Source organism: Enterococcus sp. BWB1-3, from assembly GCF_016745275.1.
GTDB lineage: Bacteria > Bacillota > Bacilli > Lactobacillales > Enterococcaceae > Enterococcus_L.
Genome location: NZ_JADOEP010000005.1, coordinates 78,638 through 96,052 on the forward strand (window position 1 = coordinate 78,638; position 17,415 = coordinate 96,052).

A 17,415-nucleotide genomic window follows, 5' to 3' on the forward strand; every position below is an offset into this window, starting at 1 on the left:
CTTTATACTTTTTATATGACATAGATAAGATGGATAAGAATTTAAACGAAAGAGAAGGTAATGTATATGAAAATTGGTATTCCCAAGGAAATCAAAATTGGTGAAAACAGGGTAGCCTTACCGGCAGCCGGTGTTCTTGATTTAATCAAGGCAGGACATGAAGTTTTTGTTGAAACCGGTGCGGGATCAGGTGCTTCAATCAAAGATGAAGAGTATATTGCTGTAGGAGCTGCTATTACGGCGACAGCTGAAGAAGCGTGGAATCAGGAAATGGTATTAAAGGTGAAAGAGCCTCTGGCAGAGGAATATCAGTTTTTAAGAGAAGATCTGGTTCTGTTTACGTATCTCCATCTAGCAGCTAATAAACCGCTGGCAGAAGAGTTGATGAAGAGTAAAATTAATACGATCGCATATGAAAGTGTTCAGCTGGAAAATGGCAGCTTGCCTTTATTGTCGCCTATGAGCGAAGTCGCGGGCCGATTGGCAACGCAGATTGGTGCGCACTGTCTGGAAAAAATTCCTGAAGGAAAAGGGATATTACTTGGCGGAGTTCCCGGTGTTCGTAAAGCAAATGTTACTATTATCGGCGGTGGAATTTCAGGAACGAATGCTGCACAAATCGCTCTGGGTCTTGGCGCAGATGTGACAATTCTGGATGTGAATACAAAACGTCTGCAGGAACTGGATAACCAGTTTAACGGAACGATCAAAACACTGATGTCCAACCAGTTTAATATTCAGGAATCCTTAAAGACAGCAGATTTAGTGATCGGTGCTGTACTGCTTCCAGGACACAAAGCACCTGTATTGGTAACAGAGGAGATGGTCAAATCTATGCCTGAACATTCAGTGATTGTCGATATTGCGATTGATCAGGGCGGGATTTTTGAAACGATTGATCATGTTACAACACATGAGCAGCCAACATATGTCAAACACGGCGTAATCCATTATGCTGTGGCAAATATGCCGGGAGCTGTTCCTCAGACATCTGCCTATGCTTTGGCAAATGCAACATTGCCTTATGTACTGGAGCTTGCCAATAAAGGCTTTGAAGAAGCCGTGAAGCAGAATGAAGCATTAGCCAGAGGTGTTAATACGTTGAATGGTGCCATGACAAATCCGGCAGTTGCAGCGGACCTGGAACTGCCTTATACAGATATCGCTGAATTCTTAAAATAGAATCTGACAGTTCGGAATTGAATGAGGGACGGCAATAGATTGGACTTGTCGACTGAATCTTCTATAGGGAATCTGTCGGACCTCGACCGTTATTTTCTGCAGTTTACAGTTTTGAAAACTGATTAAAGTCTCTGTATAACGGATGAACAGAATGAAAAGAACCTGAACTTTTCCTTAAAAGCCTAAGTATCATCGGCTTTGTAAAGGGAAAGATTCAGGTTTTTGTTATTGTTCCTGCTACTCTCTTCTAAGTATGGAGCAATAGAGGCACTCAACATACTCTTTATACATGTAGAAAAATTTTCTGAGCACTTCCTCGATAGTTTTCAGATAGATCCTGCGTCATTCTAAAGAAGAATGGACTAGAGAAATGGTTCTTACACCTATTGCGAAGTATTCGGCACTAGAAAATACTTGGTTATCAGAATAAAAAGTTCTCCAACTCTGATTGCTCATGTTTTGTCGGAAGTTGATTCTTTTCAAGAAGCTGTTCCAGCCGTTCTTGAGAGAGTCCTGTTTTTTCGGACAGCCGTTCCTTGTTCAGTCCCAGTTGATCTGCTTTATTCTGTACCTGAATAGCAAGAAGGATCGCTTCAATTTCTTCGTCAGTCAGTTTGCTGTTTTCGTTTTGTTCAAGGTTGATAATTTCCTTTACTGAGTTCAGCGTGAGCATCATACCTAAACCCTCAGCCAGTTTTTTTATCTGCCGCATAAAATAGTCTTTTTCTTCGTAGCTCATCATTTTTCCTCCTGATTTTATTAATAAATTAAAAACTGCACAGTAAAAGCGATTGACGTTTACTGCACAGCTATTTGTGAATGAATTCAGCATTTACTTTTTATTATGAATGATCCGCTCAGCAATAGCGAAATCTCCTTCATAAGGCAGATCTCTCCCGCCGATTTTCTGATATAAATCAGCCCCTTTGCCAGCTAAAACCACAGCATCTTCCGGTCTGCTTAAGCACAAGGCAGCATTAATTGCCTGCTCCCGATCAATAATAATTTGGGATTCAACCGATGAAGCAAGATGAGCAGCAATTTCTTCTGCAATTTTCTGAGGATCCTCAGAAGCCGGATCATCGGTTGTCAGGATGGCATAATCAGCAAGTTCAGACAAAACTGTTCCGAAATCTTGTCTTCTGGAAATTGCCTTGTCTCCTGTACTGCCAATGACAACAATTAAACGGCCGTCTGGATGTTCTTCTTTTATGTAACTTAGAAGGTTTTTCAGACTATCGTAATTGTGTGCGTAGTCAACATAAACAGCTGAGCCATTTGTATTAGACAGCTGCTCCATTCGACCAGGCACAGTTGTTTCCTGAATACCTGAATGGCAGTCCTGTTTTGATGCGCCAACCAGTGTGCAGGCGATAGCAGCACTCAACGCATTGCCCATATTAAAGTCTCCGCCCAGCCGTAAAGAATATTCTCCTGACAGGGAAAGAGTATCAGGAGCAGCTGAAACGTTAAAGACCAGCGAATTTTTCGGATCTTTTGTATAGAGGTAATCTACATCTTCTGATTTTTGGCTGCCATAAACAACGACAGGTGTATGATACAAATCAGCAGTTTCTTTCAGCAGATTGAAGTAATCAGAGTCATGATTCAGAATGATTTTTTTGGAATTTACAATTAATTGCCGTTTGCAATAGAAATAATCATCAAATGTAGGATGTTCAATCGGACTGATATGGTCAGGAGTAATGTTTAAAAAGATTCCGACATCAAATGTCAGACCGTATACCCGATTTGTCTTATAGGCCTGGGATGAGACTTCCATCACAAAATGTGTCATCTGATTTGCTGCTGCTTCTGCCATCATTCGATAGAGATCCGCAGATTCGGGCGTTGTCAGCTGAGATTTAAAAAAGGTTTTTCCATCCAGCGTTGAATTCATCGTTGAAAGCATGGCCGTCTTTTTATTTGTTGAGCGATCCAAAATAAATTTCGTGAAATAAGCAGCAGTTGTTTTTCCTTTCGTCCCAGTAAACGCAACCAACGTCAGTTTATTTTGAGGATAATCATAAAACAGCATGCTGAGAACCGACATCGCTTTTTTTATATCTGTTACAATGAAGCCCAGTTCGGCAGCTGTGTCATAAGGGGTTTCAGAAACATAAAATTTTAATCCTGCGGCTGCAGCATTCACCAAATATTCTTCTTTAAAATTCAGTCCTTTACAGAAAAACAAGGTATCCTCAGAGACAGTTCTTGAATCATAGGATACAGCGGTAATCAGCCGATCGGACAGATGCTGCGGAATAATGAGAGTCCAGTCAGAACCGGCAACCATTTCTTTTAAAAGCTGTTCTTTTATTAAACACTCTTTAATTTCTGTCAATGAGATACTCATATAATAAGCCTCCAAATATAAATGAGCTGGAAAGGAGTTCCCGCTCTGATTGTTGTCATCTTTAACATTTATCATACAATTTCAAAACAAAAACATCAAGGCAGCGTATTTCAGAGAAAAAGCAGCTTCCGGTTCTTATCCGAAAACTGCCTGTCTTTGTTCTATTATTAAGAAACTTGTTCTTTTGTAACTGCCTGATCATTATCAAAATGAATAGTGAAGCCCTGTTCCACATTTGTCGTCCAAAATGCAGTGGTTGCGTGTACATTATCAATAAGTGAATCACTGAGTGAATCTGGAGCACCAAATTCTTCAATCGCCTGTTCATAGGTGTAAGAACCATCTGTAGGAACGGCTTCAAACTGAGCTGTAGTAGTTTTATCATCTGCTTCACTGACTAGCTTTGCGACACTTTTTCCAATGGCAAAATCATCGCTGAAGTTCACACTGATCGTTGTTTTTCCATTGAAGGTATTCCAGATAGCCATCTTGGTTTTTGTTTCGCCAATTTCGGAATCAACATTGGAGCTTGGTTCTCCCAACAGTGCTACGACGTCATCATAGCTGGAGCCCTTAACATCTTCCGCTATTGAATCGCTTAGATTGATTGAACGATACAGTTCCAGTATTTCCACAATATCTTCTTCAGTATTTGTATTCTCAGTTGTTGTTTTGGATTCTTCGGTTGTCGAATCTTTAGATGCAGAATTGCCAAACGGCAGGTCAAAATCAAAAGGGATAAACTGTGAAGCAGCAAAGCCTCCGCCACCCAATATCAAGAAAACCAATAACCAAAACCATCCTCTTTTTGCGATCGGTTTTTTGGCTGTTGCCATTCTGTCTTCTTTTCTTCCCATAGTTCATCCTCTTTTCCATTAGTTTGATTCAGCATTTCAATCATACAAATGTTTATTTGGAAATACAAGCTTAATTTAGTTGATTTTGCAAAAAAATAAAAAGAATAGTATTAAGTAAAGGAATTCGCAGATGTATTGCCAAAAACATATATAAGTATTGGAATGAAAAAGCAAGGCACAAAAAAGCAGAATACAGGGCGGCTGTATGAGAAGAAGTAGAGAATCGGTTTGAAAGCAGTTGTGCTAACCGGTCTTTTAAGAAATTAGAATAGCAGTCATTGAAAAAGGCTCATGTTGAAAATGAGATTTTATCGGCAGTCAATATAATAGAGTATATTTGTAGAAAAATAATTGCTCGTCGTTGGGTCTTCGAATATAGAAAGGATGTCAATTTTTTGTTAAATGAATGTTAATTTTAAGAGCTGAAACATTTTTAGCCTTATAAATTAAATCCTATCAAATGATGAAAAGTAATAGAAATAAGATAATTTAGCTTGATTTAAAAAAATACATCATTACTATACTATTCTCAAAATTTATGCTTACAGATATTTTTTTGGAGTTTGTGCTATCATTTAATAAAAAATAGGCAAAAAAACTATGAATACTGTAGGAATGTTAAATTTTATCAGAAAAACAAAGCAACTTATTCAAAAGGAATAAAATCTACAGTACGGTTGATGAATTCTATTATGAGTTCCCGAGATATCGTTGAGCAACTGGCTGGAAGAAGTTGAACTTGATAAGGATTTGGTTTGCATTCAGACAATTCCCTGATCTTTAAGAAATTCATTCAGAAATATAAAAACTAAAATGAATCGGAAAAGCAATGCTTTTATCCTGCGTTTTGATAGGGAAGTGTTGTACAAACGTGCCCTTAATATGGAGCTTGAAGCAGACAGCGAAAATATTATTGACTATTTAAGGAAGATAGAGGATTGGTGAGGTTATGAATTCTTTTTAGGAACCTATCTTATTCAGCTTTTTAAGCAGATGAGCTGTTTGTGATTGCGGAACAGACACAGAGCTTTAGCAGAAAGCTTTATAACCAGGTTGTTGATCATCAGGTGGCCGAGTTCTTATTGCATATATGTTATCGATTCATTCAGCTGAGGCTATGCAGGAAAACTGTAACGACAAGGCAAAAATCGGAGAACCTAGCTTGAAATAGTTGTCTATGATACCTATGCTGTTTTTTAGGAGCTGATACTCATTGACAGGAATAATCTAAAAGGAACGGAGCTGTGCCGGCTGACTATTTTTTATCTAAATTAGGTGGTCCATCACAGATACTATACCAATCGGATGAATATTCTTTATGAAATGTTTTTAAGCAAGCCGGAATTGACAGTTCAGCTTTTAAAATGAAATCCGGTACTAATGAAAAGTTGCTTATGCATGCAGTTGAAGGATACTGTTTATCGAACGGAGACAGAAAAAGCTGCTAAAAGTCAGGAAGAATAACTATTGTCTTTGGTTAAAATCCTCCTTTCAAAGGCTTTTTTCTTTCTGTCGAATGCAAAGTGTTTGAATTTTACAGGCAGCAGAAAAATAAATCGTGCATTATGGGAGCATATTCGGGTATAATAAAGGAGTTTGACAGGAAAATGCAGTAGTTTCCGCAAATAAATAGAGGACTTCATTAAGAGTAGAAGGAATTCTGAAGCATTGCATAATTATTTTATAAATGGATTGCATATCAAGGATTTTACAATTAAAATAGAAGAAGTATGTTTAAGAAAGTTGGGGAGTAAATGATCAATCAACCCGGGACTGCTGAACAGCCGATATTGACTAATCAGGAAAAGATGGTCAAAGGTTCAGCGTGGATGACAGCCAGTAATATCATTTCCCGCTTATTAGGAGCGGTTTATATTATTCCATGGTACGCCTGGATGGGGGAACATGCTGACGAGGCGAATAGTCTGTTTTCTATGGGGTATACAGTCTATTCACTGTTTTTGTTAATCTCTACAGCCGGTATTCCTGCTGCAATAGCGAAACAAACGGCACATTACAATTCTATGAATGAATACAAGATCAGCAGACAGCTGTTTTACAAAGCGCTGCAGATGATGGCCGTTCTGGGAGCAGTTTTTGCTTTGGTTATGTATATTTCAGCACCTGCACTGGCCAGTTGGTCAGGAGGCGGAGAAGAGCTGGTTCCAACGATGAAATCGTTAAGTCTGGCCGTGCTGGTTTTTCCGTGTATGAGTGTTATCAGAGGGTATTTCCAAGGAAATCAGGATATGATGCCCTTTGCCCTGTCACAGATTGTTGAACAAGTTGCACGTGTTTTCTATATGCTGCTGACTGCTTTCATTATTATGAAAGTCTTTAATGGCGATTATGTAGATGCCGTGACTCAGTCAACTTTTGCGGCATTTATCGGAATGATTGTCAGCTTTGTTGTGCTGTACTTTTATCTGCATAAACAAAAACCAATGTTTGATTACCTTGAAGCGCACAGCGCAAACAAGCACCAGGTTTCTCCTCAGGGCCTTTTAATAGAAACGTTTAAAGAAGCAATTCCGTTTATTATTGTTGGTTCTGGTGTAACAGTATTTAAATTAGTCGATCAATTTACGTTTTCTAATTTCATGCGGACATTTACGAGTTATTCGGATAGTCAACTCCGTGAACTTTTTGGGGTTTTTAATGCCAATCCGGATAAATTGACGATGGTCGTTATTGCACTGGCCACATCTATTGCCATGGCTGGATTGCCGCTTATTACAGAAGCTGTGACTCAAAAAAAATATCGTGATCTGTCTAAATTGATCAGCAACAATCTGCAGCTTTTTGCGTTTGTTATGCTGCCGTCAACATTTGGTATGATTGTATTGGCCAGACCGCTTTATACGTTGTTTTATCGTCCGGATGGATTAGGGACAAGTCTGCTTATTCAAGCGTGTTATGCAGGGTTGTTTATGGGATTGTATATGCTTATTTCCAACATGCTGATGGGGATGTACGGAAACCGGGCAGCAATCCGCTATTTTGCGATTGGATTAGCTGTAAAACTGATTGTTCAATACCCAAGTATTCGATTTTTGGAAGCATATGGTCCTCTAGTGGCAACCATGATTGGATTCAGTGTTTCATGCTTCCTGCTGATGCGTAAAATCAAAGAAATTTCCAAATTCAATTTGAGCCTGACGCTGCGCCGCAGTTTACTGATTTTTGTTATTACACTGATTATGATTGTTTTTGCCTTCCTGACAAAACAGTTTCTATATCTGTTTTTGAACCCGGATCGTAAAGGGCAGGCGTTTCTGATTGTTCTGATAGTAGCTGCAGTTGGAATTGCTGTTTATGGCTACATGACATTGAAGATTCGACTGGCAGACCGTTTGCTTGGGAAAGACGTGGATGGACTGCGTGCAAAGGTTAAGATTAAGTAGATAGAATACTTTGAGGCGTGGGGAAAGTCCTGCGCCTTTGTTTTATATAATGAATGTTAAAGCATGACGATAAGAAAATGGAAATCTTTTATGTGAAGTCAATCTATTTAACGGTGGCATTTTAAAATAGTGACTGAAGAATTAGAAGTAAGGAGCGGAAGACAATGCGACTGGATAAGTTTTTGGCAGATACCGGATGCGGAAGCCGTAAAGAAGTAAAAAAACTGTTGAAACAGGGAGTCATCACCGTGAATGACTTAGTAAAAAAGGATGGTAAAACGCAAGTTGACGAGAATAGCGATCGAGTTGCGTACGCTGGGGAAATACTTCATTATCAGAAATATTTTTATTATATGCTTCATAAGCCTCAGGGTGTGATTTCTGCAACAGAAGATAAGTATGATGAAACAGTGCTTGATTTACTGTCAGATGAGGATTTTCGTGAAGATCTTTTCCCGGTTGGCAGGCTGGACAAAGACACAGAAGGGTTGTTGGTTCTGACAAATGACGGGCAGCTGGCTCATCGTCTGCTTTCTCCAAAGAAGCATGTAGACAAGGAATACTTTGCACGAATTTCGGGGGTTGTAACAGAAGAGGATATTCAGCTGTTCAAAGAGGGCTTTGCGTTGAAGAACGGTGAAACAGTAAAAAGCAGCCAGCTGTTCATTGATTCTATAGATGATTCTGAAAAGCTTTCAGAGATTCGTTTGGTCATTCAGGAAGGAAAATTTCATCAGGTAAAAAGAATGTTTGAAGCAGTGGATAAAAAGGTTGTTTATCTCAAGAGGCTGCGCATGGGTGCACTATATTTAGATGAAGCATTGGCATTGGGCGAATATCGTCCACTGACAGAGAATGAATTGATCCTGTTGGAAACTAGGGTGTGTCTGAAAAGGTAGCGGCATTCGAATTTTTCAGTGATTTTTATTGAAATCAAGGAAGAAAACACAGGTTATATGGTTCATAAGCGAGTATTTATGACGAGGCGTTCGATAAAAATCATCAAACTATTCGCCGCTTGAGTTTTTAGACATGTCCTAGAGTTAAATAGTAGAAAAGAAGCGGCTGAAAGGACACTGAATGGGTTCTGCAGCCGCTTTTTCTATTCAATTTATTTTTCTTCAAATTGTTTCATGTAAATTGGCAGATGCTCGGATATGCTGGTTGGCAGTACGACATACTGGGTTTTACTGAGGTCTTCTCCAATTAGGCTGTGAAGGTAGACTGCTGCGCAAAGGGCTTCTTCTTTCGCTGGGAATTGAGCAATGAAGCCAGTGATTATTCCTGCCAGTGTATCTCCCATGCCGCCGGTTGCCATTGCTGCTGTACCGATGGGGGTCTTATAAATAGTTTTGGAAGTGTAAATTTTGGTACGGTGACTTTTCAGCACGACCGAAGCCTTCAGCATTTCTCTGGCAGTTTGATTTGCTTTGTCCGTTTGCTGTTCAAGAGGTAAACCGCTTAATGTCTCCCATTCTCTCTGATGCGGAGTAAATATGGTTTGTTCTGGATTGTTTAACGGATAATCTTTCTCTGCGAACAAAGTGATTGCTGAGCCGTCAATAATCAGCCATTGCTTGTCTGTCTGACTTTCCAGTACATGGATCAGAAGATGCTGACTGATAAGACCTAACCCCAGTCCCGGTCCAATCAAAATGACATCCGCTGATTTTAAAACACTGTCAATCAATTCTGTATCCAGCCAGTCAACAGCCATTGCTTCGGGGAGTCTGGCATGAAGCGGTGCGTGGTTCTTCCTGTCAGTTATGACTGTGACCAGCCCTGTCCCGGCGTAAATGGCTGCCAGCGCACTCAGGATAATGGCGCCGCCGTACTGTTCGTTGCCGCCGATCAGAACCGCTCGTCCAAAGGTTCCTTTATGACTGTTTTCTGGACGTTTTGCAATCACTTTCTTTAAATTGTTTACAGATAATGCTTTCATGATTGTTCCTCCTCTCAATTCCTCAATCAGCTTTGAGATTCCGCATTTTTATTTATTTGATTTGTCAAATTAAGCTAGACAATTGTTCATCATTTAGGTAACTCAAAAATACTTCTAATGGTGTCTGATAGTTTAATGATTTTCTTGGTATGTGATTTCTTTTGGAGGCAACGGCTGAAATAAAGGCTAAGTCAACTTGATTAAAATCCATCGTTTTAGGAAGCCCATCTTTGCGCAATAAGCCGTTAGAATGCTTATTCAATCCACGTTGTGACGGTGTTCCAGAATCTGCAAAATAGATCGAACTATCCTTGTTATTACTCATATCTTTCCAATTTGAGAACTCTTTTCCACAATCAAAGGTAATGGATTTAAATAAGTTCTTGGGAATATTTTGTAACTATTTAGTGGTTGCTTTTTCGATATCTACTACTTTGCGATCGTCTGGTTTCAGCGTAATAATCACTTTTGACAGGCACTCAACCAGCGTGATGACGGTACTTTTATAATGAACGCCAACAATTGTGTCGCCGTCCAAATGACCAAATTCCCGGTTAAATTCAGGATAGTCAGTAATTCTTTCTGAAATAGTACGTTTAAACGCTTGCTTTCCACGACGCTCGTTGTACCCTTTGGGTTTTCTTTTTCCCTTCATTGGTAATTTTGCACAATCAAATTGATTGGCTTTGAACTTACGATAGAGTGTCCTGACAGAGCATGAAATAGGAAACGCTGCTCGACCGATAATCACATCTGGGATCCAACCAGCAACCATGGTTTGAATGTACTTCTGTTGATCTGCGGCTAAAATAATTGGACGTCTCCCACAACGTGCTTTATTTTCTTTATATTGAATGTTTACAGCGTTATTTACTCAGTATTATTATTTTTAGAAAATAATAATACTAGTAGAGCACCTAAAATCGTCGCTGTTACAGCTATTATAAATGATTTTATAAAATCTCCATTTTCAACAAATATATAAACTCCTGCTAATATGATAATAAAATATAATAAATAACGTATTCCTTTTTTCCGCATAATAATTAAGCAACTCCCGACGATAAAAATTTAAAGTATAGTTAATTTTACTATATTTGCTTTAAAATGCATAGACTTGGGTTGTTTTCATAGTATAAGTCTTTGAACCTAACTTAGATTTACTCTTTCCTTTAACTCTGTAAGTAGTTACAACTTTCTTATTTTCATAATTTCCAAGTCGCAATCCTGTATTTTTATCTACGCGACTGGGCCCTAATTCTCTAAAAGAGTATTTTACTTCAATTTTATTATGATTGGTGACTATCTTTTGTGGGATCAAAAAATTGAAGTAAATTATATGCCGGATTCCTAAGTGAGAACCGAAACATTCAAGTTAGAGCTATTGATTGTTGCACGAAATTTGATATTTGTTGTAGATGTTCCTACCTTTCTTTTTAAATAGTAGGTTGCTTGTTTTGAATGATCAATTCGCAAAGATTTACGAGTAAATGAACCGGAGATAGCAGTAGCGCTTGCGTTTTTTGTTGAAGTAATTGAGTTATTTTTTACAATCACCTGATAACTGGCTTTCCAGGAGCCCTTCCTTGCTGTTGAAACGGTATACGTACCATTTCCCAACGCTCGAAAAAGGGAGGGTTCTTTTTCTATAGTAATAATTAGCATTTCTCCTTTTTCCGTGACAATGCTGGAAATCTGCTTTTGTGTGTTGTATAGCGAATAGGTAACTGATTCTTGCTCTTTTCCAGCATGGGAAGCTGAGCTGTTACCAACAATGCAAAAAAATACTGAAACGCCTAAAATTAACACTTTTTTCACTATTATCACTCCTCGTTCTTTATAATTTAACAGTACAAAAGAAGGGATATAAAGGAAAGCACCGTTCTGTTTACAGTGTGTCAACGCATAGTTGCTTATCAGTATTGGCAAGAATATTAGGGGAGATGTAGATTCTTAAAAACGAGTGTTTTTAAGATGAATGATTCTACTTTATTAGCATACATGCACACTAGTTGTTTACTAAAGTATAGGAAAAATTTTCAGCCAGATGCTTTTTATCTGAAGGAGATCTGGATGTTAAATTAAAGGGTAAAAAATGAGGCTTTGGGTTAGAGAAAATTCAAGAACTATCTCTATATAAGGTTTTTGTTTTTATGCATTATAGAAAATGTAACCTGATTAACAGGAAAATAGATGTTCTTAAAATTAATTAAAGATTGACTTATGTAATTTTTTTGGTACTTAAAGATAAAAGAAATCGTTTTCTTGCTTTGGAGTATTCTTGAGAAATGACTTTTTTATGAAAACGTGTATTTTGTTAAAAATATTGGATGTTGTTGCGACTGGGAAAATTGATCAGTATTTGATGAAAGTATCTGTTTAACGTGAGGAGGAAAGTAAAGAAAGTCCGTTTATTTTAGAGGTTTGCAACAGAATCAAAATTTGTTCCTTTGAGAGAGAGATACAGAAATATTCTAGAAGGGGGGCGCCAATTGATTTTATAAAAGATAGATCGATCCTGAATTTTGTGTGAACATCTAAGTTCATATGAATTTCAAATGATGGAAATTATGATGTAGGGGAGAGGAATGATTTGAAAAAGTTCAACCGAATTTTAATTAGCCTAGTTGCTGCTATTTTATTGAGTGCAGCAGGTGAAGTTACGTCCATAAATGTACTATTTAGGGAACCTGGAAAGAAGGTTCTTTACTTGGCCGGCTTCTTCAAAAATATGATGATGGGGATCGTAGCATTATTTTAACGACAGCTGCTAACTCTTCAGTTGACCAGATACACAATAGAATGCCGGTGATCCTAGAAAAAAATCAGATTGATTCCTGGTTAAGTGATGAAGGGTTTGCTGAAGATTATCTAAAAGAACAAATGCCGGACTTGGTTAGTACAGCCGGTTGATCCTGTGATATAATAATAGGGCAGAAAAGTTTATGACGGTGGTGGCTTCTTCCTGAAAGGTGGTGGTGCTTATGTATGTAAGTACTGAAATCTATGAAAGGAGAAAGCTATTTTGTCAGCATTAGAGACAATTCAGTTATTATTAAGCTTTAGCATGTTTGTTATTGCTTTAGTAAAACTGATTGTTGACTTGCATAAAAACGACAAAAAAAACAACCGTCGATAAACTTGGCAGTTTATGGTTGTCTTAACAACTAAGAATTCTAGCGATTGCTGTCTTAAACAGTGATCTGCTGTTAAAGGGGATATGTTAGCGCATATCTCCTTTTTCATTGACATTATAGCATAATTTATTAACTGAAACTACTTTTTTATTATCGAAAGAAGTGAAAGTATTGAGAGCGACAGATCTGTTAACTATTTTACAAGTTGACTTCAGCTATTTGGATATCTCAGAAGTATTTCTGGAGTTTGATAATCAATTTTTCCATGCAGCAATCATTCTAAAAGTAAAATAAGCATTTTGCTGTGAAGTAATATGTGTTATTATTAATGCCTAAGAAATATTTACAGAATGGAAGGGATTTATACGAAAAAGTCTGGTTTGTTTTTTGGAGTAGTGGTTAGTTTTATATGTTTTATGCCGGATTCAGCTTTAGCTGAGGCAACTGATGATACTTTACAAGAGGAAATTATTGAAAGAGAGATAGAAGTTATTGATCCGTCAACTTATACTCATGAAATTCCTTCATTGACTAATATCGGAGAGACACAAGTTGTAATTGATATTGATAAATGGGAAGAAGAGATAAAGAAGGAGTATTCTGCTGATAGTGATGTTCCGGAAGAGGATATTAGTATCTTATCCCTAGAAGAGTACAATAACGGAACACTACCAGAACAAGTTGAAAATCGAAGTTTAGAAGATCTTATAAGTGTCAACGAACAAAACAAAAAGCTGACTCGCGGTTCAGCGTATACTGGACCAAACTTAGTAAATAATTCCATTGCAAAAATATATGTGTTCTTTGATGATGGGAGTGGTAATCTGATTATGGGGGAAGCCAGTGGATTTAAAGCTTCCAATGCGAAAGTTGGGACAGCTGGACACGTAGTTTATGATAAAGAAAGCGGCCTTGGTTGGGCAAAAATGGCGACAGTAAATTTTGGCTTTTATAATGATCCTAGGATTGGTTGGATTGCTTCTTCGATCTATACAGTCAGTAAAATGAATACAAATCAAGATTGGCTTAACGCAAGTAGCCATTCTCAAGGAATCAGATCTGATTTCGGTTCTTTATATGTTACAAAAACATCCGGTACAATACCGTCTAATTTAAACATGTTAGCAACGCCACCAAGTAGTTTGAGTGGTGCTGTATCATGGGGATTCAGTTATCAATCAAGATATTTAACTCGTTCTGTTGTCGATGTTAAGACAAGTGTTATTAGGAGTGATTGGTTTGACTGGGTATATGGAGATCCTAATGGTATTATGCATGAGTCAATGAGTGGTGGTCCATTATTGAATTCTGCCGGACAAGTAATAGGAATTAATTCTTCTTCTATGAACGATGTTAATCAAACTGTTGTATATCCCAAAATTAATTCTAGTTCGTACAACTTGATAATGAAGTAACTAAAAACAATAGACAAGCTTTCGTGAAGATAGTTTGTCTATTGTTTCCTATTCTTAGAAACTTGAAAAATGCGGCACTCAGATTCAAATTTACCTTTTTTTAGATTGTACAGTATATGTTTATTGGATCAGTTTTAGGAATTCGTTCTTTATAAAATTTATAGTGTAATCTATAATTTTCATTTTTGTCTAGATAACTAATGTCAATTTTTGTCTTAGAAGAATAAGAAGTATTTGCCGGAATATCAATGGTTAATCCTAGAGACGATTTACCTGTATAGTTATTATGTGCTGTTACCCATTTTTTATTTTCCAGTATTTCAACAGTATAATTATTAGGATCGAATTGAATCGTGTAGTCCGAATTGTTGGTAATTACAGGCAAAATTGTATTTTCGTCCTGAATTTCATAAGCTAGTTTAATTTCGTTTGTATCGTTTTCATTTACTAATTTCTTTTTTAAAGATTGGTCTTGTTGTTTTGTACAACCGGAAATTATACAAGTTAGGAAGATGAGTAAGATAAAGGATTTTTTTTTCATATCCACCTGGCCTCTCAGTAGTATGGTGTTCTTCAAGTGAAGTATACCATAATAATTGTTTTCTGTATGTTTAAATTTAGTAAGGTTCATTGATACTATTCTGATGACCAGATACACAATAGAATTTTGATTAGTACTGCAGTTTGAGACTATGCTATAATAAACAACTTCCATAAAACAAGTTTTAATAATAAAATTTGAACTCAGTGAATATGATCTTTTACAAATACAAAAGAAGACTTGTAAAATCCATAAGTCTTTTTTTTGCCGAGTAGTCTATGTTTTGCTTGTATTTTTCCAATGCTTAGTAAAATGATTTTCTGCACCATTATCCTTAAAGCATTTTTTCATCATAGTCTTTATATCTTCTGGACTTTTCCCATTCAAATCAGCTTCTAAATCTGGGAAATAATGGGAATTTGTATTAAATAGGTTCTTAGCATCTTTATTGTCTTTATAGAAGTCTTCTTTTCCATTAAAAATAATGAAAGTCTCTATAATTCTTCTAATAGGGTTTAGCATCATTTCCGGTTTGTCTTCTGTATATAAAAAGACAAGTTCATGCCACAATGCCTCATAGTTGGTTTTAAAATCTTGCTGCTTATTTTCAATTTTACTAATTTTTGTTTGAGTATTACATCGTTGGAGTTTATAAAAATTATTCTCTTCAAAAGCGTTCTTTCCATCTCTTCTATTTTTTATGTCAAACGAACAATTAAGATAGAAAAAAATATTGTGTGTTAGTAGAATAAATTTATCAGAATTCGATTTTTTATCGCATTTTTTAATTATTTTCTGAAGTTCATCAATTATCAAATACTGCATAGTATCATCATTTGACGTCATAGGGTCATCAAAAATAATAACTCTATCAGCATCTCTAGGAGTGTCTGGAACTTCTTCAAGTTTCTCGATGAAATACAAAAAAGCGATAATATTCTTTTCTCCTGTCGACAATTCTGTGATAGGTCTAGTCTCTCCGTAAGGGTCCTGAATTTCGTAGAACTCTTGATTTTCAACTTTTTTTCTAACTAGTTCAAATGAAACTAAATATCTCAGCCTATCATTTATATTATTTGCTAACTTCTCTGTATTTTTGGTTTTTTTCTTTAGTCGTGTAATATCATCATTTATTGAGTCAATTTTCTTTTTCTCGATCTTGATTTTTGATACCTCATCGTCAAAATCATTTTGTGCTTCTTCTTGTTTTTTAATTAATTCTTCAAGTCTAACTAACTCAGAATCTAATTTGTATTCATCAACTATTCTATTTACTTCATGTAGTCTTAAGGCTTGCATCGCTTCTTTTTGTTTTAACTCTAGATTATCGGCGAACTCATTATTTAACTTAATCAAACTATTGTACTCAGAAGCAATATCATCAAATGTTTTAGGGATAGCTAAACTTAATGCCTCATCTTCTTTAAATAAATTTTTATCTTTCTCATTGAGTGCTATTACGAGGTCATCTAGAAAAGAAACTTGAGATTCAACCAAACTCTTAGCATCTTCTCTTATACTTTCTGCTTTTTCAAAAAAATCAGGGTAAAAATCTTCACTTTTTATTGTCATGGATAAAAGAGATTTTTTTAGAACATCAATTTTATCTCTTCCGTTTGAAATTCTTTTTTTTAAAAGTTCTACTTCGTCAGCAGAAAAGTACCTTTTTAATAAATCCATTCTCTCTGAGGTGATTAAATTACCACAAAAGGAACATTCTTCTCCTGGTTTATGGATATGCATACCACTTTGAGCAAAATTAGTTTTCTTAGAATTATTATCTAATTCTCTCAAAACAATTTTGCTTTCTACTTTTGCTAAAAGTATTTCATTTACCGACTCTTGGTATTTTGAAAAATTAATCGCAGGGAAACTAATAGCTTTTGCTGTCTTTTTATTAGACCCTAAAATCTTTCTGTTCTTTTCTAGTTCATCCTTTTCGAGAAACTTAGAAATTCCTATCTCTTTTTTGAAAGAGTTCTTTCTATACGTGCGAGCGTTTTCAACTAGTTGGCTATTTTTAGATATCATGGTCGCAGAGTTAGTGTAGAATGTTTCAATCGTTCTCTCTTTATCTACTTTTTCTTTTTTACTTTTTTCAAGTTTTGAATATGTGTTTTCTTTACTTTTGTCTTCAGGCTCATTAATTTCTTTCGACATTTTTTCTATCTCAAGTGAAATAGTCTCTTTTTCATATTCTTTAGCAGTAATTTGTTGATTTATGGAAGTGTTCTCCTCACCTAATATCACAGCATTCAACCTATTATCTTCGCCGATTATAGAATCAAACCCTTGAAACGTATGAATATCCAGATTATTTTCAAATTGTTCTTTTACAAGATAAGTAATTGTTGATTTTCCGGTCCCATTTTTTCCAAAAACAAAATTAACTTTCTTGTCAAAAACAATTTCATTACTGGAAAATACATTAGTTTTATTAAAGTTTAACTTCATAGATAATCCCCATTTCTGTTTCTCCAAAAAGCCTTAGTCTGTCTTTCTGACAATTTTCATTTCTCCAATTACTATTTCTTTCTTAATTAATTATATCAAATAGTAAACAATATCACTAGCTAGACTA

General features: G+C 36.3%; 15 protein-coding genes and 1 pseudogene. 8 read left to right on the forward strand and 8 right to left on the reverse strand.

Annotated features, from left to right (window positions below; translation table 11 throughout):
* The first annotated feature begins 66 nt into the window (after nucleotides 1-66).
* Nucleotides 67-1,182, forward strand: a complete 1,116-nt coding sequence (gene ald, locus IW492_RS05435) for an alanine dehydrogenase (RefSeq protein WP_202066391.1) — start codon at nucleotides 67-69, stop codon at nucleotides 1,180-1,182.
* 421 nt (nucleotides 1,183-1,603) lie between these two features.
* Here the strand turns inward: ald and IW492_RS05440 are convergent, their stop codons facing one another.
* The 3 genes from IW492_RS05440 to IW492_RS05450 form a co-directional block, all read right to left on the reverse strand.
* Nucleotides 1,604-1,921 carry a hypothetical protein gene (locus IW492_RS05440; protein ID WP_202066393.1) on the reverse strand — a complete coding sequence of 106 codons (318 nt, stop codon included), beginning with the start codon at nucleotides 1,919-1,921 and terminating at the stop codon, nucleotides 1,604-1,606.
* A gap of 93 nt (nucleotides 1,922-2,014) precedes the next feature.
* Nucleotides 2,015-3,538 carry a UDP-N-acetylmuramoyl-L-alanyl-D-glutamate--L-lysine ligase gene (locus tag IW492_RS05445; protein ID WP_202066401.1) on the reverse strand — a complete coding sequence of 508 codons (1,524 nt, stop codon included), beginning with the start codon at nucleotides 3,536-3,538 and terminating at the stop codon, nucleotides 2,015-2,017.
* A 167-nt stretch (nucleotides 3,539-3,705) separates the two neighbouring features.
* Complete coding sequence (locus tag IW492_RS05450; protein ID WP_202066403.1) at nucleotides 3,706-4,395, reverse strand: DUF3862 domain-containing protein; 690 nt, start codon at nucleotides 4,393-4,395, stop codon at nucleotides 3,706-3,708.
* A 1,754-nt stretch (nucleotides 4,396-6,149) separates the two neighbouring features.
* Between IW492_RS05450 and IW492_RS05455 the strand changes: the two genes are divergently transcribed.
* Both IW492_RS05455 and IW492_RS05460 read left to right on the forward strand, forming a co-directional pair.
* Nucleotides 6,150-7,799, forward strand: coding sequence for a putative polysaccharide biosynthesis protein (locus tag IW492_RS05455; RefSeq protein WP_202066405.1), 1,650 nt, complete (start codon nucleotides 6,150-6,152; stop codon nucleotides 7,797-7,799).
* 164 nt (nucleotides 7,800-7,963) lie between these two features.
* Nucleotides 7,964-8,698 carry a pseudouridine synthase gene (locus tag IW492_RS05460; RefSeq protein WP_202066407.1) on the forward strand — a complete coding sequence of 245 codons (735 nt, stop codon included), beginning with the start codon at nucleotides 7,964-7,966 and terminating at the stop codon, nucleotides 8,696-8,698.
* 212 nt (nucleotides 8,699-8,910) lie between these two features.
* Here the strand turns inward: IW492_RS05460 and IW492_RS05465 are convergent, their stop codons facing one another.
* From IW492_RS05465 to IW492_RS18320, 3 genes and pseudogenes are all read right to left on the reverse strand, one after another.
* Nucleotides 8,911-9,741, reverse strand: coding sequence for an NAD(P)H-hydrate dehydratase (locus IW492_RS05465; RefSeq protein ID WP_202066409.1), 831 nt, complete (start codon nucleotides 9,739-9,741; stop codon nucleotides 8,911-8,913).
* Between the two features lie 64 nt (nucleotides 9,742-9,805).
* A pseudogene (locus IW492_RS05470) lies at nucleotides 9,806-10,594 on the reverse strand (IS30 family transposase); the annotation flags it as partial.
* Nucleotides 10,595-11,091: 497 nt separating this feature from the next.
* Nucleotides 11,092-11,559 (reverse strand): DUF5626 family protein, encoded by a 468-nt coding sequence (locus IW492_RS18320; RefSeq protein ID WP_202066411.1) that lies wholly within the window; start codon nucleotides 11,557-11,559, stop codon nucleotides 11,092-11,094.
* A gap of 775 nt (nucleotides 11,560-12,334) precedes the next feature.
* Here IW492_RS18320 and IW492_RS05480 point away from each other — a divergent pair.
* From IW492_RS05480 to IW492_RS05495, 5 genes are all read left to right on the forward strand, one after another.
* Entirely contained in the window at nucleotides 12,335-12,502 is a 168-nt protein-coding gene (locus tag IW492_RS05480) for a hypothetical protein (RefSeq protein ID WP_202066413.1), read from the forward strand.
* A gap of 41 nt (nucleotides 12,503-12,543) precedes the next feature.
* Nucleotides 12,544-12,654 carry a hypothetical protein gene (locus IW492_RS05485; RefSeq protein ID WP_236671792.1) on the forward strand — a complete coding sequence of 37 codons (111 nt, stop codon included), beginning with the start codon at nucleotides 12,544-12,546 and terminating at the stop codon, nucleotides 12,652-12,654.
* Between the two features lie 154 nt (nucleotides 12,655-12,808).
* Nucleotides 12,809-12,880 (forward strand): hypothetical protein, encoded by a 72-nt coding sequence (locus tag IW492_RS17975; RefSeq protein WP_229442314.1) that lies wholly within the window; start codon nucleotides 12,809-12,811, stop codon nucleotides 12,878-12,880.
* Nucleotides 12,881-13,049: 169 nt separating this feature from the next.
* A complete protein-coding gene (locus tag IW492_RS18325; RefSeq protein ID WP_269160916.1) occupies nucleotides 13,050-13,172 on the forward strand; it encodes a hypothetical protein in 123 nt (40 codons plus the stop codon).
* A gap of 56 nt (nucleotides 13,173-13,228) precedes the next feature.
* Nucleotides 13,229-14,293, forward strand: a complete 1,065-nt coding sequence (locus IW492_RS05495; protein WP_202066415.1) for a trypsin-like serine peptidase — start codon at nucleotides 13,229-13,231, stop codon at nucleotides 14,291-14,293.
* Nucleotides 14,294-14,393: 100 nt separating this feature from the next.
* Here the strand turns inward: IW492_RS05495 and IW492_RS05500 are convergent, their stop codons facing one another.
* Both IW492_RS05500 and IW492_RS05505 read right to left on the reverse strand, forming a co-directional pair.
* Entirely contained in the window at nucleotides 14,394-14,840 is a 447-nt protein-coding gene (locus IW492_RS05500; protein WP_236671793.1) for a hypothetical protein, read from the reverse strand.
* 270 nt (nucleotides 14,841-15,110) lie between these two features.
* Complete coding sequence (locus tag IW492_RS05505; protein WP_202066423.1) at nucleotides 15,111-17,288, reverse strand: AAA family ATPase; 2,178 nt, start codon at nucleotides 17,286-17,288, stop codon at nucleotides 15,111-15,113.
* Nucleotides 17,289-17,415: the final 127 nt, after the last annotated feature.